We start from the raw sequence: 19,698 nt of genomic DNA, 5'->3' as shown, positions 1-19,698 counted from the left end.
GTCTGGGCCTTGAGACAGCAAATGGAGCGGCCAATTTAGGTGCGCCGCGCATTGGGCAGCGACAGACGCGAGGTATCTTCGTCATCTTCTTGGGTGGTGGGACGCTCGTCGTTCAGGCGCTCAATATCGGCCAAGGTGATGTCACCCGTGACATAAATACCATCAAAGCAAGAGGCATCAAAACCGTCCAAATCAGCGCGCAGGCAGGCCACGGCCTGCTTCATGGCATCGACATCTTGGTAAATCAGGGCATCGCAGCCGATGAGTTCACGCACCTGCTCAATCGTGCGGTCGTGAGCGACCAGTTCGCTGCTGGTGGGCATATCGATGCCATAGACGTTGGGATAACGCACCGGCGGGGCAGCACTGGCCATGTAAACCTTGTTGGCCCCAGCTTCGCGCGCCATTTGCACGATTTCGCGGCTGGTGGTGCCGCGCACAATGGAGTCATCGACCAGCAGCACATTGCGGCCCTTGAACTCGCTGCCAATCACATTGAGCTTTTGTCGCACTGATTTCTTGCGCACGCCTTGGCCTGGCATGATGAAGGTACGGCCCACATAGCGATTTTTGACAAAGCCTTCGCGGTACGGCAAGCCCAGCAACTGTGCCAACTGCATGGCACTGGGGCGGCTGGATTCAGGGATGGGAATAACCACATCGATTTGGCTGGGTGGCACCGCAGAGACCACGCGTTTGGCCAAGGTTTCGCCCAAGTTGAGGCGGGCTTGGTAGACCGAGATGCCGTCGAGTACCGAATCAGGTCGGGCCAGATAGACAAACTCAAAAATGCAGGGGTGCAAACGGGGGGCTTGGGCACATTGTTGGCTGCTGATGTTGCCTGCCAAGTCGATAAACACGGCTTCGCCGGGGGCAATATCGCGATCGAGTACATGGCCTGAGCCCTCAAGCACCACGGACTCGCTAGCCAACATGATGGTGCCATCGGTATTGCGGCCCATGCACAAGGGACGAATCCCGTAGGGGTCGCGGAAAGCCAGCAGACCATGCCCAGCGATCAAGGCGATGACTGCATAAGAGCCACGGATGCGCTTATGCACCGCTGCCACAGCGGCAAATACATCCTGCACATCCAGTGCCTTGCCGCGTGTGGCTTTGTCCACCTCATCGGCCAACACATTGAGCAGCACCTCGGAGTCGCTCTCGGTGTTGATGTGGCGGTGATCGGTGTTAAACAAGTCGGAACGCAGTGCCTGGGCATTGGTCAGGTTGCCGTTGTGAACCAACACAATACCAAAAGGGGCATTAACGTAGAACGGCTGGGCTTCTTCCTCGCTAAAGGCGTTGCCTGCGGTGGGGTAACGCACTTGGCCCAAGCCACAATTGCCGGGCAAAGCACGCATGTTACGGGTGCGGAACACATCCTTGACCATGCCCTTGGCCTTGTGCATGAAGAACTTGCGTTCTTGCTGGGTAACGATACCTGCTGCATCCTGCCCCCGGTGCTGCAACAGCAGCAGGGCGTCATAGATCAATTGGTTCACTGGGGCGTTGCTGATGACGCCGACGATTCCACACATAGTTGACTTTCATCTTTTGGCGGGGTTGTCCCGCATACTTTCAGGATGTGGTCAGGCTATTGGCCCCACCACCCCACGAATTTCTTGACCTGATTCCTTACCAGGACATGTTCTGGATCAATTCGATGGGCAGTGCTGGTGCCACTGCCCGCAAGGCCATAGACAGCCACGGGGTGCTGAACGACTCTTGCCACCAAGGCTGCTGCTGTAGTTGGAACAGCTCCATCACCAGCGTCCCCACCAACAATAGCAACACCGCCCGTACAGCACCAAACAACGCCCCCAAAGAGCGGTCCATGGGCCGCAACCCTACCGCTTGAACCAACTGGCGACCTAAAGCGGCCACCCAACCGCACAGAAAAGCGGCCCCAACAAACACCACCACAAAACTGGCGGCGTAACGGGGGCTGCCTTGCAATGGCCCCAGTGGCAAATGCAACGCAGCATCAGCAGCCAATAGGCGTGCCAACACAAGCGCAGCCCCCCAAGCCGCCAATGACAACACCTCAAACACCAAGCCACGCCAAGCCCCCAAGGCCATAGAGCCTAGCAGCACCGCCAATACGTACCAATCCAGTGTGGCCATCACAGTATGGAGGGTCAGGAGGCGCCAACAGAAGCAGGCAGGCCCATGCCACGGATACGACCTGCAGCCTTATCAGCATCGGCACGCCCCGTGAAAGGCCCAACCCGCACCCGTGTGCGCTTGCCATCTTTGGTATCTACCACTTGGGTGTAAGCCTTGAGCCCAGCACTTTCCAGTTTCTGGCGTACTTCCAGAGCCTTTCCACTGTCGGCAAAAGCACCGATCTGGATGGTAAATCGCTTACCTTCGTCGGCACGTGCAGAGGCAGCAGATGCTGACGACGGCTCAAAAGCACGCCCTTCCAACAGAGCACGGGCACGCGCAGCCTCATCCACCCGTACGGGTTTGGGTTCAGGCTTAGGTTCTGGTTTGGCTTCGGGTTTTGGCTCGGGCTTGGGTGGTTTAGGCTCAGGCTTAGGCTCGGGTTTTGGCTCAGGTTTAGGGGGCTTCAACTCGGGTTTAGGCTCGGGCTTGGGTGGTTTGGGGTCAGGCTTGGGCTCGGGCTTGGTTTCTGGTTTGAGTGCCGATTTGGCGGGCACACCCATTCCGGGCAATCCGGGTAGTGCAGGCGCCATAGGATTGGCGCTCAACACCTGTTCGCCCGCACCTAAGCTAGCAGCCGCGTTGGCCGCCACAGTAGTGCCTTCAGAGGAGCCATCGGCAGGAACCACCAGAGGCGCCACTTTATTGCGGTCTGGCACCTCGATGGGGATATCGACAGGAATGGGCCGTGGCTGCGTGTCAAACAGCATGGGAAAGCCGATCACGCCCAGCAGCACCAAGACGGCTGCACCAATCAGGCGGTGTCGGGCACGCCGACGCATGACATCAATGCTCTCGGCACGGGGAGCGCGCGAGGGCCGCATTGCCGTGTCACTGGCAGCAGATGAAGTAGGCCACCGAAACTTGAAAAATGCCATGAGTAAGCAACCACGGGGCGGACATCAAGTGTCCAGATGTTTGGCTTGCAAACGGGGCGTACCATTTTGCAAAACAGCACCGACCGTATAGAAGGAGCCAAAGACGACGATTCTATCAGCGGGGTCTGCTGCCGCGACCGCTGCCTTCAGTGCAACCTGTGGGTTGGCATGGGTGCTGGTCGGCACTTCACGGCGTCCACCGGCCACAATTTGTAAGGCGTTCCACTTTTGTTGCAGGTTGGCAGCCGAGTCGGCGCGTGGTGTGGGCAGGTCTGTGAAATACCAACGGTCAATCAGAGGCTCCACTTTTGCCAACATTGGATTGAGGTCTTTGTCAGCCATCGCACCAAAAACAGCATGGGTAGTGGGGAAATAACCCATCGCATCCAAATTGGCTGTGAGTGCCGCTACAGAATGCGGATTGTGTGCCACATCCAGCACCAGCGTGGGCTGTCCAGGCACGATCTGAAAACGCCCTGGCAGTCCGACCATTGACAAGCCATTGCGCACTGCCTGTGCCGTCACGGGGATGCGGTCGCGCAGCGCCTCTAGGGCGGCCAAGGCACCCGAAGCATTCACCAGCTGGTTAGCCCCGCGCAGGGCCGGATAGGCCAATCCGGCATAACGGCGCCCACGCCCACTCCAAGCCCATTGCTGTTTGTCGCCAGCATAGTTGAAGTCATGGCCAAAACGCCACAGGTCAGCACCGATTTCACGGGCGTGGTCGATAACGCTTTGCGGTGGCACAGGGTCGCTCACAACCACAGGCCGCCCAGTACGCATGATGCCCGCTTTTTCACGGCCTATGGTTTCGCGGTCGGGGCCAAGGTATTCGGTGTGATCAATGTCGATGCTGGTGATGATGGCGCAGTCTGCATCGATGATATTGGTAGCGTCTAAGCGCCCACCCAGCCCCACCTCGAGAATGGCAATATCCAGCAATGAGTGGCTCATCAAGCGCAAAATAGCCAACGTAGTGAACTCAAAATAGCTGAGTGAGACCTCGTTGCCATTTTGCGTGCGCGCGTTTTCTACGGCCTCAAAATGTGGCAACAAATCGGCCGCTTGCACGATGTCGCCGTGGATACGGCAACGCTCCTCAAAATGCACCAGGTGTGGCGAGGTGTAAACCCCCGTGCGCCAACCTGCCTGCAAGGCAACGGCTTCCATCATGGCGCAGGTGGAGCCTTTGCCGTTGGTGCCGGCCACGGTGATGACAGGACAGTCAAAACGCAGGCCCATGCGGCGGGAGACTTCCCGCACGCGCTCCAGGCCCATATCGATATGTTGCGGATGCAGGCGCTCGCAATGCGCCAGCCAGCCTTCAAGGGTGTGGATTTTGGTGTGCATACAGACCGCTATTGTCGCCCAGGCTACAGTGGCGCATGATGTGGTCATGCGTACTACCGACATCACTCTCTATGGCATTGCCCATTGCGACACGGTCAAAAAGGCCCGTGCTTGGCTGGCGATGCAAGGTCTGGCCTACCAGTTTCATGATTTCAAGAAACAGGGCGTGCCCGCCGAGCGACTCTCAGCATGGATGACTGCCGTAGGCTGGGAGCGCCTGCTCAACCGTCAAGGAACCACTTGGCGCAAACTCGATCCTGCACTCCAAAGCACCGTTGGTGACGCGGCCAGCGCAAGCACACTACTGTTGGAACACAGCAGCGCCATCAAACGCCCAGTGATTGAATGGCAACAGGGCGAAACCACGGAAATCATGGTGGGTTTTGATCCCCAGCAATGGGAACAACGGCTGGTCTGACCGGGCAGTGACACCAATGCCCCAAGGCCAGCGTTTCTTTACGCAGTTTTACCACCAAGCACAGTAACCACTCTTGTACTTGGAACGTTAAAAGACTGAACGGACTGAAAGGAATTTTCATGAAACAACTGGTACTGCTGGCAAGCCTGTTCAGCATGGCTGGATTGGCACTGGCGCAAGAGCAAGCGCGCGTGATTTCATCTACCCCCATCGTGCAACAAGTGGCCGTGCCGCAACAGGTGTGCCAAGACGAGACGGTTTACACCGGCCCACGCACCAGTGGTGGTGGGGCTGTGTTGGGGGCCATTGCTGGAGGTGCCGCTGGTAATGCCATTGGCGGTGGCAGTGGACGAGCAGCAGCCACCGCGATTGGCGTCATTGGTGGCGCTTTGCTGGGCAATCAAATTGAGGGCCAAGGGCGCCCCGCATACCAAGACGTGCAGCGATGCAGCACAGAAACTTTTTATGAAAACCGCACTGTCGGTTACACCGTGGTGTATGAATACGCGGGCCGCCAATACACCACCCGTACCGAACGCGATCCGGGGGGGTGGATTCCGATCAGCGTGCAACCTGTGGCCGACCGGCGCCACGGGCGGGTGTACTCCACTGTGCCAGACAGTCCTAGCCAACCCGGTCGGGTGGTGAGCCGCAGCTACCCAGAGGAGCCCATGCCGCTGGAGTCCGTGGTTATCCAACCCCCTGTGACCGTGATTGAATACAACCGCCAGCGTGAGTATTACCCGCCGCCACCACCGCCACGTCCCCACTATCGTCACCACCGCGAGGACTGGCGTTAAACCCCACGCTGTTACACGCAAGGCAGCCGTCCGGGCGTGCGGCTTTTTTACCCATCAGCATCTTGGGCCGTGGGTGAGCGGCCTAAAATTGCCGGTTTACCCTCTGATCCTCTCTGCGCATGACTACCGAAAAAATCGATAACGTTACCGTTTCCACCCAAGCCAATGTCTACTTTGACGGCAAGTGCGTTAGCCACGGCATTACTTTTGCCGATGGCACAAAAAAATCGGTCGGGGTGGTGCTGCCCTCGACCTTGACCTTCAACACGGGCGCCCCCGAAATCATGGAGTGTGTGGCAGGCAGCTGCGAATACAAACTCGCAGGCAGCGACACTTGGCTACAAAGCACCGCCGGACAGCAATTCAGCGTGCCGGGCCATTCCAGCTTCGAGATTCGCGTCACTGAGGCTTATCACTACATCTGCCATTTCGGCTAAACCCTTTTTATCGACAGGATTTGAGCCTATGGCCACCATTCTCCAAAACCTTCCTATCGGCCAAAAGGTCGGTATTGCTTTTTCTGGCGGTTTAGACACCAGTGCTGCACTGCGCTGGATGAAAAACAAGGGCGCTCTGCCCTATGCTTACACCGCCAATCTGGGCCAGCCGGACGAGCCCGATTACGATGCCATTCCGCGCAAGGCGATGGAATATGGCGCAGAAAAAGCCCGCTTGATTGACTGCCGCACCCAACTAGCACACGAAGGCATTGCCGCATTGCAAGCCGGTGCTTTCCATATCAGCACTGCTGGTATCACCTACTTCAACACCACCCCGCTGGGCCGCGCCGTCACGGGCACCATGTTGGTGGCAGCCATGAAGGAAGATGATGTCCACATCTGGGGCGATGGCTCCACCTTCAAGGGCAACGACATTGAGCGTTTTTACCGCTACGGCTTGCTGACCAATCCGGCGTTGAAAATTTACAAGCCTTGGCTGGATCAATTATTTATTGACGAGCTGGGTGGCCGGGCCGAAATGTCGGCCTTTATGCAGAAAGAAGGCTTTGGCTACAAGATGAGCGCCGAAAAAGCCTACAGCACCGACAGTAATATGCTCGGCGCTACGCACGAGGCCAAAGACCTGGAGTTTTTGAACAGCGGCATCCGCATTGTCAACCCGATCATGGGCGTGGCGTTCTGGAAAGACGATGTGGTGGTCAAGGCCGAAGAAGTGTCGGTACGCTTTGAAGAAGGCCAACCAGTGGCGCTCAATGGTGTCGAGTTCAACGACCCGGTAGAGCTGATTTTGGAAGCCAACCGCATCGGTGGCCGCCACGGTTTAGGCATGAGCGACCAAATCGAGAACCGCATCATCGAGGCCAAGAGCCGTGGCATCTACGAAGCCCCCGGTTTGGCGCTGTTGCACATTGCTTATGAGCGTTTGGTCACCGGCATCCACAACGAAGACACCATCGAGCAATACCGCATGAATGGCCTGAAACTGGGCCGCCTGCTGTACCAAGGCCGCTGGTTTGACCCCCAAGCCATCATGCTGCGCGAAACTGCACAACGCTGGGTGGCCCGCGCCATCACCGGCACGGTCACGCTGGAACTGCGCCGGGGCAATGATTACTCGATTCTCAACACCGAATCGCCCAACCTGACCTACCACCCCGAGCGCCTGAGCATGGAAAAGGTAGAAGATGCGCCGTTTAGCCCGCTAGACCGTATCGGCCAACTGACCATGCGCAACTTGGACATTGTGGATACGCGCGGCAAGCTGGGCATTTATGCCCAATCGGGTTTGTTATCTTTGGGCGGCGATGCTGCGTTGGCCCAACTGGGCAGCAGCGAGAGCAAATAAGCCACCCGTCCGGCCTGCCATTGCGACAGAAACAGCCACCCTTGCGGTGGCTTTTTTGCCATACTGCCCTATTTGCCCGACCGGATATGGACTTGAGACACTCTTTGGCGGGCCGAACACTGCGTTTGGCTGTCTTGCGCATCAGCATGGTGGTGGTCTGCGCCAGCGTGGTCTCTTATGTGCTCAACCGTTCCTTGATCGAAGAGGCCGTGCGCGCACAACTGCTGCTGTCTACCGAAAAAACCATCCAACGCGAATCACTGCCCTTTCGGGAGATTCGGGAACTACAGCAAAACTTTCTGGCCGAATTCCGGGCCATAGACCGCGACCCCTTGCAACGCCAAGCACTGGTGCGCAGTTTCGACGATATTTTTTATCGCCACGACGACGGCTCTTATACCCAACGTCCGGGCCTGTTTGAAGGCCAGCCGTTGGCCGATGGCAGGCGCTTTGCCAACATGTCGGCCACCTATGCACCAGACATTGCACCTTCAGATGACGTGAAGGCGCGTTTTGTTCTGTCTTATCTGCTCTCGCACAAATACGGCTCTACCACCCAAGGTCGCTTGTTCAATTTTTACGGCGTAGTGCCGGAAAAGGGCTTTCCGATCTACCAAGCCGCCGATATTGCCAAAGTCTTCCACTATCGTGGCCCAGAGGCGCTCAAACTCGAAACCTACGAGTTTTATTCCCGTGGTTTTGCCTCTGGCCAGTCCGAGACGTTTTTGACACGGATGTATTTTGACTCCTCCAACAATGCGTGGATGACGACGATGGGGACACCCGATACCGTGGAGGCCGGTGGCCAACACCGGATTCTGGCTTGTGTCGATATTTTGCTGGATGACTTGATGGAGCGTTTGGCACGCCCGTCGATTGAAGGGGCTTACAGTACCTTGTTTTTGGCCGATACCGAAGGCACATTGATGTTCCATCCGCAGCAGATGGAGGCCATCCAGCAATCCGAGGGCAAAGCGTCCATCGAGTCCTTGCATCTTGGAATGTATCGTCCCTTATTGCACACTGGGGGCCAACTGGAACCGGGCAAGGTAGTGTTGGTGGACACCCCGGATGAAATCGTGGCTGTGGGCCGAATCCCAGAGACCCCCACGATCTTAACCATCCACTACCCCCGTGCCTTAATGCAACCGGCCATTTTGCAGAATTTGGCCGTGGTGGCCACCCTAGGGCTGGTCACTTTGTTGGTGGAAGTGTTTCTCCTGCGCTCCATCTTGCAAAACCAAGTCACACGCCCACTACAACGGCTGATGCGGGCCACCCGCGAGGTAGGAGCGACCGCCGAGCTGGGGAAATACGACCTTCCGGTGCAATCGGGAGATGAAATTGGCGAGTTGTCTCGCGACTTTACACGCATGTCGGAACGTATTTACGAGGCCCATGAACGCTTGGAGTCGACAGTGCAACAACGCACGTTGGCCTTGGAAGAAGCCAATCAAAAACTTGCCGCTTTGAGCATGACCGACAGCCTGACCGGACTGGCCAACCGGCGCCACTTTGATGAGGCACTGCACGCAGAATGGCAACATGCCACTCGCAGTGGCAGCTATGTCATATTGGCGATGTTGGACGTAGATTGGTTTAAAAAATACAACGACCATTATGGTCATCAAGGCGGTGATAAGTGTCTGCGGCGTGTAGCCCACAGCATTCAGGCCCATGCCCACCGGGCAGGTGATGTAGTGGCCCGTTATGGTGGCGAGGAGTTTGTATTGATCATCACCAACACACCGCCAGAGGAGGCACAAGCGTTGGTGCAATCCATGTGCCAAGCGGTACGGGCTTTGCAATTGCCGCATCCGCTGTCACCTTTTGGCATCGTCACCGTGAGTATTGGTATGGCAGCCACCATACCACGCCCCAATGACCAGCCTAGCGATTTGCTCCAACAGGCGGATGCGGCTCTTTATCAGGCGAAAGCTGCGGGGCGCAACCAAGTGGTGCAAGCTGGATAAGAAATCATGGGGCGTGATCTGCTTTTGACAGCAGGGCGCCCCTTGCCCAAAGAGGCGCTGGGCCACACTGACTGAGAAAAAAATCAGTCTACCGTGGCTCCCGATGCCTTCACAGCCGCTGACCACTTTTGGATGTCGGTGGCAATCATGGACTTGAATTGTTCGGGGTTCATGGCCATCGGCTCAGCCCCCAAACCGGCCAGTTTTTCTTTGGTTTCTGCCGAATTCATGATGGCCTGCACCTCAGTATTCATGCGGGCAGTGATGGCTGCGGGCAACCCAGCAGGCGCCAACAAGCCGTACCACGGTGTGGCATCAAAGCCTTTGACCCCGCTTTCAGCCAAGGTGGGCACTTGTGGGAACGCTGCCGAACGCTGGGCGCTGGTAACGGCCAGCACCTTGACCTTGCCCGCCTTGACCTGGGGCATGATCGGCAATGGATTCTCAAAGGCCATGGGCACCTGTCCGCCCACCAGATCTGTCAGCAACGGGCCAGACCCTTTGTAGGGGATATGCTGGATATTGGTGCCCGTAGCAGCATTGAACATTTCGCCAATGATGTGTTGGGGCGTACCAGAACCTGCCGAGCCAAAATTGAGCTTGCCTTCCTTGCCCTTGGCAACCACATCGGCCACCGAATTCAGGCCCGATTTTTCGTACACCGCCAACACAAAAGAAGCGCGTGCCAACGGGGCCACCGGCGTGAAATCAGTGGCTGGCTTGTAAGGCAGCTTAGGGTACAACGCGCCAGAAATCACAATAGGGCCACTAGAGGCCACCAAAAAGGTGTGCCCATCCGGTTTGGCCTTACTGACAAAGTCGGTACCGATATTGCCACCAGCGCCAGCACGGTTCTCCACAATCACGCTCTTGCCCAAACGCTGTTGCAGTTGCTGGGCCAGCAGACGCGCCAACACATCCGTAGTGCCGCCTGGGGCATAGGGCGACACCAAAACAATGGGTTTGGCGGGCCAAGCATCCTGGGCCTGTACCGCAGGGGCCAAGGCCAAAGAGGCCAAAGCTAACACCGTGGCACGGCGTGCCAACGAACAAACGGAAGATTGCATAGTGGTTCCTTCTCTTACCGGATCACAGAGATTGTGGGGAGTGTGGTGGTCTGCATTGTGTGCAGCCCCACACCACTGCCGATAATAAAGGGCATGATCACCTGTGCAATCAACTATTGATTTGTCCCCACAGCTTATCTAGCCGCTTGATACTGACTGGCTGGGGTGTGCGCAGCTCTTGGGCAAAAAAACTCACGCGCAACTCTTCTAGCAGCCAGCGCAACTCTTGCATGCGGGCATCCACCTGGCCCTTACGCTCAGCCACCAAACGCCAATAGCGTTGCTCTTGTGGGCGCAACTCCATCAGTTTGGCGGCATCGCGGGCTGGGTCGGCGCGGAACTTGTCTAGCCGTAAGGTGATGGCCTTGAGGTAGCGTGCAAAGTGGGCCAATTGCGGCCACGGTGCCAATGCCAAAAAGTTTTTTGGCATCAAACGTTGCAATTGTTGTGCGGCATCGGCGGTAGCTTCAGGGGCACCTTTGGTGTCTTTGATTTTGCGGGCCGCCACAGCGTATTCGGCCAAGACCGTGCCTGCCAGTCGGGCCACCTCATTGGCAATCAAAGTCAGGCGGCCTCGGCCTTCATCAATGCGGCGTTGAAAATCGGCCGCGGTGGTGGGCAACGGCTCCAATAAAAAGGCCCGGTCGATGGCGATATCAATAATTTGCTGGCGCAGCTCTTCTTGCGTACCCAGTGGCATGTAGGCCACGGCCATTTTTTGCAAATCAGGGATATTTTTTTCGAGGTATTTGAGCGCATCTTTAATGTGCAGCGCACACAAGCGGCGCAAGCCCATGCGGTGCTTGGCAGCGGCTACTTCTGGCTCATCAAACACTTCAATGGTCACAGCATCGCCGCCATCGATCAGGGCCGGAAAACCAATCAAAGTTTGGCCGCGTCGGCCAATTTCCATCAACTCGGGTAGTTCACCAAATGTCCAAGCGGTGTAGCGTTGTTCTGCATTGGCCGGGGTGGCTGTTTCTGGCAGTTGGGGGGCGGCCTTGGCTTTGGCGGCCATCTGGGGGCGCGGGGAAGCATCTGGTTCTGGCGTAGCTGTGGCGCCAGAGCTTGATTGGCTGGCTAGCTTTAAGCCTGCCAGTGCTTGGAAGGCTCCACGCGCTTTGGCCCCCAGTTCTGCCTTGAGCGCCCCCAAATTGCGCCCATGCCCCAACTGCCGTCCATGCTCATCCACCACACGGAAGTTCATGAACAGGTGCGCAGGCAACATATCCAATTTGAAGTCGGTGCGCTTCACATCCAAAGAGGTTTCGTCGCGCACCTGCTTGAGCAAAGCATCTACCAGCCCGATATGACCAATGCGGTCGGGCGTTCCCAGCAGTTCGGCCAGGCGGGTGGCTGATTCGGGCAGGGGCACAAAGCGGCTGCGCGGGCGCTGGGGCAGGCTTTTGAGCAGGGCTTGGATTTTGTCTTTCAACATACCCGGCACCAACCATTCGCAGCGTTCCTCCTGCACTTGGTTGAGTACGAACAACGGCACGGTGACAGTCAGGCCATCGCGTGGATCGCCGGGTTCATGCAGGTAGCTGGCGGCACAGTCCACACCGCCCAGCCGCACCACACGCGGAAAGGCACTGGTGGTGATACCAGCGGCCTCGTGGCGCATCAGTTCATCGCGTGACAGTTTGAGTAAATCGGGGCGATTTTTGCTCTCGCTCTTGTACCACTGCTCAAAAGTGCGGCCATTGCACAGGTCTTGCGGAATTTGTTGGTCGTAAAAAGCAAAAATCAGTTCTTCATCCACCAACACATCTTGGCGGCGGGATTTGTGCTCTAGCTCCTCCACCTTGGCAATGAGTTTTTCATTGGCCTTGAGAAAAGGCAGGCGCTTGTCCCAGTCTACCGGTACTTCACCTGCGACCAAGGCTTGGCGGATAAACATCTCGCGGGCGGCGTGCGGGTCAATTTTGTCGTAACCCATGCGCCGCCCGCTGTAAACAACGATGCCATAAAGTGTGGCCCGCTCAAAGGCCACCACTTCGGCGGCTTTTTTCTCCCAGTGCGGGTCGAGCAACTGCTTTTTCAGCAGGTGTGCGCCCACTTCTTCTAGCCATTGGGGCTCGATGGCAGCAATGCCGCGACCAAACAGGCGTGTGGTTTCGACCAACTCGGCACACACTATCCAACGGCCCGGTTTTTTGCGTAAATGCGCGCCCGGATGGCGGTGGAATTTGATACCGCGCGCCCCCAGGTACACATCTTCTTCCTCGGGCTTGAAGCCGATATTGCCCAGCAAGCCCGACAACATGGACAAATGCAATTGCTCGTAGCTGGCCGGTTGTGGGTTGAGTGTCCAACCGTGTTCAGCCACCACCGTGAGCAATTGGCTATGCACGTCGCGCCACTCACGCACCCGGCGCACGTTGATAAAGTTTTGCCGTAGCAACTGCTCGTATTGGCGGTTGCTGAGTTTGTGCGTGGGGGCGGTAGCTATGGCAGGTGCAGGTATGGGTGCAGCGATGGGTGCTGGGGCCGCCAGACGTTGCGCCACAGGCAACACGGCCTGTGATGGCCCTTTGCGCCGCGCTTGCTGTTGCTGTATTCGTGCCGAAGGCAAGGTGGGTGGCGTGCCGCCACGGGCTTGTTGCAGCCAGTTCCACAGCGTGAGGTAGCCACTGAATTCGCTCTTGTCGTCATCAAACTTGGCGTGTTGCTGGTCGGCCTGTTGCTGTGCCTCTAGGGGGCGGTCGCGCACATCTTGTAGGCTCAAGGCGCTGGCAATAATCAACACCTCGTTCAAAGCACCTCTGGCACGCGCTTCCAAAATCATGCGGCCTACACGCGGGTCTAGCGGCAGTTTGACCAGCTCGCGCCCGATAGGGGTCAAGTCATTGCGCTCGTCCACAGCGCCCAGTTCGTTCAGCAACTGGTAACCATCGGCAATGGCACGGCCCGAGGGTGCATCAATGAACGGAAAATCTTCTACCACGCCCAGGTGCAAAGACTTCATGCGCAAGATAACCCCGGCCAGCGAGCTGCGCAAAATTTCAGGGTCGGTAAAGCGCGGGCGGCCCGCAAAATCTGCCTCATCGTACAAGCGGATGCAAATGCCATTCGCCACCCGGCCACAGCGGCCTGCACGTTGGTTGGACGCCGCTTGGCTGATCGGCTCTACCAGCAATTGTTCTACTTTACTGCGCAGGCTGTAGCGTTTCACCCGCGCCGTACCGGCATCAATCACGTAACGAATGCCGGGCACAGTCAGCGAGGTTTCGGCCACGTTGGTGGCCAACACAATGCGCCGCCCAGTGTGGCCGTCAAAAATGCGGTCTTGCTCGGCTTGGCTCAGGCGGGCAAACAGCGGCAACACCTCGGCGCTGCGCGTGACCGGGTGGTGGGCCAAATGCTTGCGCAGATGGTCGGCAGCTTCGCGGATTTCGCGCTCGCCGGGCAAAAACACCAGAATATCGCCGCCTGCACGGCCCTGCCACAGTTCATCCACGCCATCGGCAATCGCATCGTTCAAGCTGTAGTCGCGGCTTTCTTCAAAAGGCCGCCAACGTTGCTCTACTGGAAAGGTACGCCCCGACACCATGATGACCGGCGCTGGCCCTTTGGCGCTGGCAAAGTGTTGGGCAAAGCGGTCGGCATCGATGGTGGCCGAGGTGACGACCACCTTCAAATCGGGCCGACGCGGCAAAATTTGCCGAATGTAGCCCAGCAGAAAATCAATGTTCAAACTGCGCTCGTGTGCCTCGTCAATGATGAGGGTGTCGTAGGCTTTGAGCAGCGGGTCGGTTTGGGTTTCGGCCAGCAAAATGCCATCGGTCATCAGCTTGACCGAGGCATCGCGGCTCAGGCGGTCTTGAAAGCGCACCTTGTAGCCCACCACTTCGCCCAATGGCGTATTCAACTCTTCAGCAATGCGTTTGGCGACGCTGCTGGCGGCAATGCGCCGTGGCTGGGTGTGGCCGATGAGTTGGCCTTTTTGGCCGGGTGCGGCATTCAGTTTGCCACGCCCTAGGGCCAGCGCGATTTTGGGCAGTTGGGTGGTCTTACCCGAGCCAGTCTCACCACAAACAATGATGACTTGGTGCTGCTGCAAAGCAGCCATGATCTCGTCGCGCCGGGCCGATACCGGCAGCGACTCTGGAAAGGTGATTTGGAGGGGGGAAGCAGAGGTAGAAGCAGTCAAGGCAGCGACTTTTTAGAGAATCGCCAATTATCCCAGCCTGTCTTACTGTAAGGGTGGTTTGCCCAAATCTTCACTTTTGGTAGCAAATTTGGTACGAGCACACACCGGTGTATGGCGGCAGCGCGACAAAGGCCGCTGGGTTGCATCGCCCATACCGCTGAATTCGTAGAGAATCGCCCATTATTCCAGCCCCTTGCTGGTTTTGCCTGATTGACCTTTTTTGAAACCCGCATGTCCACTGTCTTCAATTTCACTTTCGTGCCCTGGTTCCGGTCTGTGGCGCCTTACATCCACATGCACCGGGGCAAGACCTTTGTGGTCGGCCTGGCAGGCGAAGCGATTGCAGCGGGCAAACTACCCAGCATCGCGCAAGACTTGGCCTTGATTCAAAGCATGGGCGTCAAAATCGTGCTGGTGCATGGTTTTCGGCCCCAAGTGAATGAGCAACTCCACGCCAAAGGCCATGAAGCCCGTTATTCCAACGGCATCCGCATCACTGACGAGGTGGCGCTAGACTGCGCCCAAGAAGCCGCTGGTCAATTGCGCTACGAGATTGAAGCGGTGTTCAGCCAAGGGCTACCCAATACGCCCATGGCAGGCTCCAAAGTGCGAATGATCTCGGGCAACTTCATCACGGCCCGGCCTGTGGGTATCGTTGATGGTGTGGACTTTAAGCACTCGGGGCTGGTGCGCAAGGTGGATGTAGCCAGCATCACACAATCGCTGGATTTTGGCGCGATGGTGTTGTTGTCGCCCTTTGGTTTCTCACCCACCGGAGAAGCGTTCAACCTGACTATGGAAGAGGTTGCCACCAGTGTGGCGATTGAATTGCAGGCCGACAAGTTGATTTTTCTGACCGAAGTGCCCGGCATCCGCGTTCACCCCGACCAGCCCGCCAGCGAAGACAACCCGATTGATACCGAATTGCCACTGGACACGGCCCAGGCGCTGCTCAAGCAACTGCCCCCAGCCCACCAATCTACCGATACTGGCTTTTACTTACAGCACTGCGTCAAGGCCTGCAAAGGGGGCGTCGAGCGCAGCCACATCCTGCCCTTTGCTACCGATGGGGCACTGCTGCTGGAGGTGTACGTCCACGACGGCATAGGCACCATGATCGTCGATGAAAAGTTGGAAGAACTGCGCGAAGCCAGTGCTGACGATGTGGGTGGCATCTTGCAACTGATTGAGCCGTTTGAACGCGATGGCACATTGGTAAAACGTGACCGCACAGAAATTGAACGTGACATTGAAAACTACACCATCATTGAACACGATGGTGTGATTTTTGGCTGTGCTGCCCTGTACCCTTATCCCGAAGCCAAAACCGCCGAGATGGCCGCCGTCACGGTATCACCGCAAAGCCAAGGAACTGGCGATGGTGAAAAGCTGCTCAAGCGCATTGAACAACGTGCCCGTGCAATGGGCCTGAGCAGCATTTTTGTGCTGACCACCCGCACCATGCACTGGTTTATCAAGCGCGGTTTTCAGAATGTAGACCCCGACTGGCTGCCCGAAGCACGCAAACGCAAGTACAACTGGGATCGGCGCAGCCAAGTGCTGGTCAAGAAGTTGTAACGTGGTTGCTGCGGCGCAGCAAAGCCACAAGCAGCGCCGTCAGCACTATACTGAAACCAGCAAAACCAACAAACGACCAGTTGGCAATCGACCCTCCCAAGAAAGTCCAGTCGATCACGGTACAGTCGCCCGACCCACGGAAGATCATGGGCAATGCGCGGCTAATGGGGTAGTTCTCAATCATGCCGTAAAAATCACGGCCACAGGTAGCAATCTCGGGGGGATACCACTGCAACCAACTCTGGCGGGCGGCAGTAAAGGCACCAAAATCGGCGGCCAGCAAGCCCGCCACCGACCAACCCATTTGCCAGCCTCTGCCATCGCGCAAACTGGCTATGCCAGTGGTCACAGCCACTAGCACCAGCGCATAGCGTTGCACGATGCACATGGGACAAGGCTCCAGCCCCAACCCATGTTGGAGATAAGCGCCAAAAGCCAGCATGGCAACGCAGATGGCTGCGATAGAAACCAGCACCCGGCGCGATACACCGGCCAAGCAGTTCAAAAAACCCATATCTATCCTTGTGGCTGCCACAGGGGGGCCACCCACCAAGGTAGCCCGGTTAAATGTTGGCAGCGTGGTCTAAAAACACGCGCGCACGCCGGGGTGTGACAACCAGCGTCTCGCCTTCACGCAGCCCCATCTCCTTGAACTGTTGCGCCGGAATTTGCGCTTCAATCAGGGCTTCGGGGGCTGCATTGTCTGCGGGTTTGGCATCGTCCAGCGCAATAAGTTCCAACCGGGCAATCGGCCCCACCACAATGGCACGGCTCAATTGCGCCACGATGCCGCGTGCGCGCCCCTGTGCATCCAACCCAGCACCGGTAACGTAACGCTCCACGTCCAAATCGTGCGGACGCACATAGGCAAAAGCCTTGGCATTTTGTGCTGCACTGTGCTCGGGCGAGTCCAGCGCCATGCCCTCCAGATGCACCAGCCCTTCGTGGGCACGGCCATGGAACAGATTCACATCACCCAAAAATCCATACACAAATGGGCTGGCTGGATGCTCCCACACCTCTTGTGGCGAGCCACTTTGCTCAATCTTGCCCTGGTTAATCACCACCACGCGATCGGCCACTTCCAAGGCTTCTTCTTGGTCGTGGGTAACGAAAATACTGGTGACATGCAGCTCATCGTGCAGGCGGCGCAACCAGCGGCGCAATTCTTTGCGCACTTTGGCATCCAAAGCACCAAACGGCTCATCCAACAGCAGCACCTTGGGTTCAACCGCCAAGGCACGGGCCAAGGCAATACGCTGGCGCTGACCACCCGAGAGCTGCGAGGGATACCGATCGGCAATCCAATCGAGTTGCACCAGCTTGAGCAAGTCGGTGACTTTTTTCTTGATCTGGGCTTCGCTGGGGCGCTCATTGCGCGGCTTGACGCGCAAGCCAAAGGCCACATTCTCAAACACCGTCATGTGCCGAAACAACGCATAGTGCTGGAACACAAAGCCCACACCCCGGTCACGCACATGGACATCGGTGGTGTCTTCACCCGAGAAATGGATGCTGCCCACATCAGGCGTCTCCAGCCCAGCAATGATGCGCAGCAAAGTGGTCTTGCCGCAGCCCGATGGCCCTAACAATGCGATCAGCTCGCCAGAATCAATGTCCAGACTGACATCACGCAGCGCCTGAAAGGTGCCAAACTGCTTACTGATATTGCGGATTTGAATGCTCATGGTGTGTTCTTTCAGCGCGCCGTGGGGGCTGTGGCTGGTGTGGGGCGCTCAGGGGGCAACTCTGCTGCTGCTTTTAGCGCCTGTTCGTTGCGCCACTCGGCCACCGACTTGATCACCAGCGTTATCAGCGCCAGCAGGGCCAACAGCGAGGCTGCCGCAAAGGCGGCCACCGACTGGTACTCGTTGTACAAGATCTCTACGTGCAAAGGCAGGGTGTTGGTCTGGCCCCGGATATGGCCCGACACGACCGACACCGCACCAAACTCGCCCATTGCACGGGCATTACACAAAATGACGCCATAGAGCAAACCCCATTTGATATTGGGCAAGGTGACATGCCAAAAGGTCTGCCAACCGCTGGCCCCCAACACAATGGCGGCCTGCTCCTCGTCGTTGCCTTGTGCCTGCATCAACGGGATCAACTCACGGGCAATGAACGGAAACGTTACAAAAATGGTAGCCAACACAATGCCAGGCACAGCAAAAATGATTTTGATGTCGTGCTCTTGCAACCAAGGGCCAACCCAGCCTTGGGCGCCAAACATCAGCACATAAACCAGCCCGGCCACGACCGGCGAGACCGAAAATGGCAGATCGACCAGCGTGGTTAAAAACGCCTTGCCCTTAAATTCATACTTGGCAATACACCAAGCCGCCGCCACACCAAAAACCAAATTGAGCGGCACGGCAATGGCCGCCGCAATCAAGGTCAGTTGGATAGCCGACCAAGCGTCAGGCTCGGTCAGACCAGCCAGATAGGCGCCCATGCCCTTGCGCAGCGCCTCGGTAAACACCGCCGCCAACGGCAACACCAAAAACAACAGCACAAAGGCCAATGCCACGCCAATCAATGTGTAGCGTACCCAAGCGGCTTCAGTGGTGCCCGCTTGGGCGCGGCGCACAGTACGGGTAGGGGCAGCACTCATGCGGGGGCTCCAGCGTGGCGGCGCTGCCAAGCTTGCAGCGCATTGATAATCAGCAGCAAGGTAAAGGAGATCAGCAACATCACCACAGCCACAGCGGTGGCCCCAGCATAGTCGTACTGCTCCAACTTACCAATGATGATGAGCGGCGTGATCTCGGAGATCATGGGCATATTGCCTGCAATGAAAATCACCGAGCCATACTCCCCCACCGCACGGGCAAAGGCCATCGCAAAGCCGGTCATCAGGGCTGGAGTGACGGTGGGCAAAATCACTTTGTAAAAAATTTGCCAGCGCGTTGCACCCAAGCTAGTGGCTGCTTCTTCGAGTTCTTTTTCTGCATCTTCCAGCACCGGCTGCACCGTGCGCACCACAAAGGGCAGACCAATAAAAATCAGGGCAATCACAATGCCCGCAGGCTTGAAGGCCAACTGGATACCCAGCGGCTCCAAATATTGGCCGATCCAGCCATTGCCGGCCAGCAGTGCTGTGAGCGAAATACCGGCCACTGCTGTGGGCAGGGCAAAGGGCAGATCGACCAGTGCATCAACGATTTTTTTGCCCGGAAACGGATAGCGCACCAGCACCCAAGCAATCAGCAAACCAAACACCAGATTGACCAGTGCTGCCAGTAGCGAGGCACCAAAGGTGAGTTGGTACGAAGCCACGACACGGGGCGAACTGATGGCCTCCCAAAATTGGGGCCAAGTGAGGGAAAAGGTTTTGAACAACAGCGCCGATAGTGGAATCAGCACAATGATGCTGAGATAAAACAGCGTGTAGCCCAAGGTCAGGCCAAAGCCGGGCAACACCCGTTTGGCTTTGCCCGAAGCACGGCGAGGCGCAGCAGCACCCGCCGCACCCAGCGGTGCGGGAGACGTGGCAATGCTCATGA

General features: G+C 57.3%; 16 protein-coding genes. 6 read left to right on the top strand and 10 right to left on the bottom strand.

Features of this window, described 5'->3' with window-relative positions:
* Nucleotides 1–35: 35 nt before the first annotated feature.
* From purF to folC, 4 genes are all read right to left on the bottom strand, one after another.
* Nucleotides 36–1,541 carry an amidophosphoribosyltransferase gene (purF, locus tag ACFO6X_RS03285; RefSeq protein ID WP_382430035.1) on the bottom strand — a complete coding sequence of 502 codons (1,506 nt, stop codon included), beginning with the start codon at nt 1,539–1,541 and terminating at the stop codon, nt 36–38.
* 97 nt (nt 1,542–1,638) lie between these two features.
* Nucleotides 1,639–2,127, bottom strand: coding sequence for a CvpA family protein (locus tag ACFO6X_RS03280; RefSeq protein WP_382430033.1), 489 nt, complete (start codon nt 2,125–2,127; stop codon nt 1,639–1,641).
* A 14-nt stretch (nt 2,128–2,141) separates the two neighbouring features.
* A complete protein-coding gene (locus ACFO6X_RS03275; protein WP_382430031.1) occupies nt 2,142–3,047 on the bottom strand; it encodes an SPOR domain-containing protein in 906 nt (301 codons plus the stop codon).
* 24 nt (nt 3,048–3,071) lie between these two features.
* On the bottom strand, nt 3,072–4,397 hold the full coding sequence (gene folC / locus ACFO6X_RS03270; protein WP_382430029.1) for a bifunctional tetrahydrofolate synthase/dihydrofolate synthase: 1,326 nt from the start codon (nt 4,395–4,397) through the stop codon (nt 3,072–3,074).
* A gap of 46 nt (nt 4,398–4,443) precedes the next feature.
* Here folC and ACFO6X_RS03265 point away from each other — a divergent pair, with 46 nt between their 5' ends.
* From ACFO6X_RS03265 to ACFO6X_RS03245, 5 genes are all read left to right on the top strand, one after another.
* A complete protein-coding gene (locus tag ACFO6X_RS03265) occupies nt 4,444–4,815 on the top strand; it encodes an ArsC family reductase (protein ID WP_382430027.1) in 372 nt (123 codons plus the stop codon).
* A gap of 119 nt (nt 4,816–4,934) precedes the next feature.
* Nucleotides 4,935–5,615, top strand: a complete 681-nt coding sequence (locus ACFO6X_RS03260; RefSeq protein ID WP_382430025.1) for a glycine zipper 2TM domain-containing protein — start codon at nt 4,935–4,937, stop codon at nt 5,613–5,615.
* A 119-nt stretch (nt 5,616–5,734) separates the two neighbouring features.
* A complete protein-coding gene (ppnP, locus tag ACFO6X_RS03255) occupies nt 5,735–6,052 on the top strand; it encodes a pyrimidine/purine nucleoside phosphorylase (RefSeq protein ID WP_382430023.1) in 318 nt (105 codons plus the stop codon).
* Between the two features lie 28 nt (nt 6,053–6,080).
* Nucleotides 6,081–7,421 (top strand): argininosuccinate synthase, encoded by a 1,341-nt coding sequence (gene argG, locus ACFO6X_RS03250; RefSeq protein WP_382430021.1) that lies wholly within the window; start codon nt 6,081–6,083, stop codon nt 7,419–7,421.
* Nucleotides 7,422–7,513: 92 nt separating this feature from the next.
* Nucleotides 7,514–9,394 carry a GGDEF domain-containing protein gene (locus ACFO6X_RS03245; protein ID WP_382430019.1) on the top strand — a complete coding sequence of 627 codons (1,881 nt, stop codon included), beginning with the start codon at nt 7,514–7,516 and terminating at the stop codon, nt 9,392–9,394.
* Nucleotides 9,395–9,477: 83 nt separating this feature from the next.
* On the opposite strand, the gene ACFO6X_RS03240 is transcribed toward ACFO6X_RS03245, so the two are convergent.
* Nucleotides 9,478–10,461, bottom strand: a complete 984-nt coding sequence (locus ACFO6X_RS03240; RefSeq protein WP_382430017.1) for a Bug family tripartite tricarboxylate transporter substrate binding protein — start codon at nt 10,459–10,461, stop codon at nt 9,478–9,480.
* A 109-nt stretch (nt 10,462–10,570) separates the two neighbouring features.
* Entirely contained in the window at nt 10,571–14,533 is a 3,963-nt protein-coding gene (hrpA, locus tag ACFO6X_RS03235; RefSeq protein ID WP_382430500.1) for an ATP-dependent RNA helicase HrpA, read from the bottom strand.
* A 312-nt stretch (nt 14,534–14,845) separates the two neighbouring features.
* Between hrpA and argA the strand changes: the two genes are divergently transcribed.
* Nucleotides 14,846–16,192, top strand: a complete 1,347-nt coding sequence (gene argA, locus ACFO6X_RS03230; protein WP_382430015.1) for an amino-acid N-acetyltransferase — start codon at nt 14,846–14,848, stop codon at nt 16,190–16,192.
* Here the strand turns inward: argA and ACFO6X_RS03225 are convergent.
* From ACFO6X_RS03225 to cysT, 4 genes are read right to left on the bottom strand one after another with little or no spacing between them, the layout of a single operon-like run.
* The gene (locus ACFO6X_RS03225) at nt 16,179–16,706 is read right to left on the bottom strand and encodes a disulfide bond formation protein B (RefSeq protein WP_382430013.1); all 528 of its coding nucleotides are present in this window, start codon (nt 16,704–16,706) and stop codon (nt 16,179–16,181) included. The genes argA and ACFO6X_RS03225 overlap by 14 nt on opposite strands.
* 49 nt (nt 16,707–16,755) lie before the next feature.
* Complete coding sequence (locus ACFO6X_RS03220) at nt 16,756–17,880, bottom strand: sulfate/molybdate ABC transporter ATP-binding protein (RefSeq protein ID WP_382430011.1); 1,125 nt, start codon at nt 17,878–17,880, stop codon at nt 16,756–16,758.
* Between the two features lie 11 nt (nt 17,881–17,891).
* Nucleotides 17,892–18,806 (bottom strand): sulfate ABC transporter permease subunit CysW, encoded by a 915-nt coding sequence (gene cysW, locus ACFO6X_RS03215; RefSeq protein WP_382430009.1) that lies wholly within the window; start codon nt 18,804–18,806, stop codon nt 17,892–17,894.
* Nucleotides 18,803–19,696, bottom strand: a complete 894-nt coding sequence (cysT, locus tag ACFO6X_RS03210) for a sulfate ABC transporter permease subunit CysT (RefSeq protein ID WP_382430007.1) — start codon at nt 19,694–19,696, stop codon at nt 18,803–18,805. Before cysT ends, cysW begins: the two co-directional genes overlap by 4 nt.
* Nucleotides 19,697–19,698: the final 2 nt, after the last annotated feature.

This window comes from Giesbergeria sinuosa (assembly GCF_042652905.1).
Taxonomy (GTDB): domain Bacteria; phylum Pseudomonadota; class Gammaproteobacteria; order Burkholderiales; family Burkholderiaceae_C; genus Simplicispira; species Simplicispira sinuosa.
This window is presented reverse-complemented; position numbering and strand designations above follow the sequence as displayed.

Coding starts and splice junctions, on each gene's coding strand:
- ppnP (WP_382430023.1), top strand. CDS start 5,735: ATGACTACCGAAAAAATCGATAACGTTACCGTTTCCACCCAAGCCAAT.
- argA (WP_382430015.1), top strand. CDS start 14,846: ATGTCCACTGTCTTCAATTTCACTTTCGTGCCCTGGTTCCGGTCTGTG.
- hrpA (WP_382430500.1), bottom strand. CDS start 14,533: ATGGCTGCTTTGCAGCAGCACCAAGTCATCATTGTTTGTGGTGAGACT.
- ACFO6X_RS03220 (WP_382430011.1), bottom strand. CDS start 17,880: ATGAGCATTCAAATCCGCAATATCAGTAAGCAGTTTGGCACCTTTCAG.
- ACFO6X_RS03260 (WP_382430025.1), top strand. CDS start 4,935: ATGAAACAACTGGTACTGCTGGCAAGCCTGTTCAGCATGGCTGGATTG.
- ACFO6X_RS03275 (WP_382430031.1), bottom strand. CDS start 3,047: ATGGCATTTTTCAAGTTTCGGTGGCCTACTTCATCTGCTGCCAGTGAC.
- cysT (WP_382430007.1), bottom strand. CDS start 19,696: ATGAGCATTGCCACGTCTCCCGCACCGCTGGGTGCGGCGGGTGCTGCT.
- ACFO6X_RS03280 (WP_382430033.1), bottom strand. CDS start 2,127: ATGGCCACACTGGATTGGTACGTATTGGCGGTGCTGCTAGGCTCTATG.
- folC (WP_382430029.1), bottom strand. CDS start 4,397: ATGCACACCAAAATCCACACCCTTGAAGGCTGGCTGGCGCATTGCGAG.
- cysW (WP_382430009.1), bottom strand. CDS start 18,806: ATGAGTGCTGCCCCTACCCGTACTGTGCGCCGCGCCCAAGCGGGCACC.
- argG (WP_382430021.1), top strand. CDS start 6,081: ATGGCCACCATTCTCCAAAACCTTCCTATCGGCCAAAAGGTCGGTATT.
- ACFO6X_RS03265 (WP_382430027.1), top strand. CDS start 4,444: ATGCGTACTACCGACATCACTCTCTATGGCATTGCCCATTGCGACACG.
- ACFO6X_RS03225 (WP_382430013.1), bottom strand. CDS start 16,706: ATGGGTTTTTTGAACTGCTTGGCCGGTGTATCGCGCCGGGTGCTGGTT.
- purF (WP_382430035.1), bottom strand. CDS start 1,541: ATGTGTGGAATCGTCGGCGTCATCAGCAACGCCCCAGTGAACCAATTG.
- ACFO6X_RS03240 (WP_382430017.1), bottom strand. CDS start 10,461: ATGCAATCTTCCGTTTGTTCGTTGGCACGCCGTGCCACGGTGTTAGCT.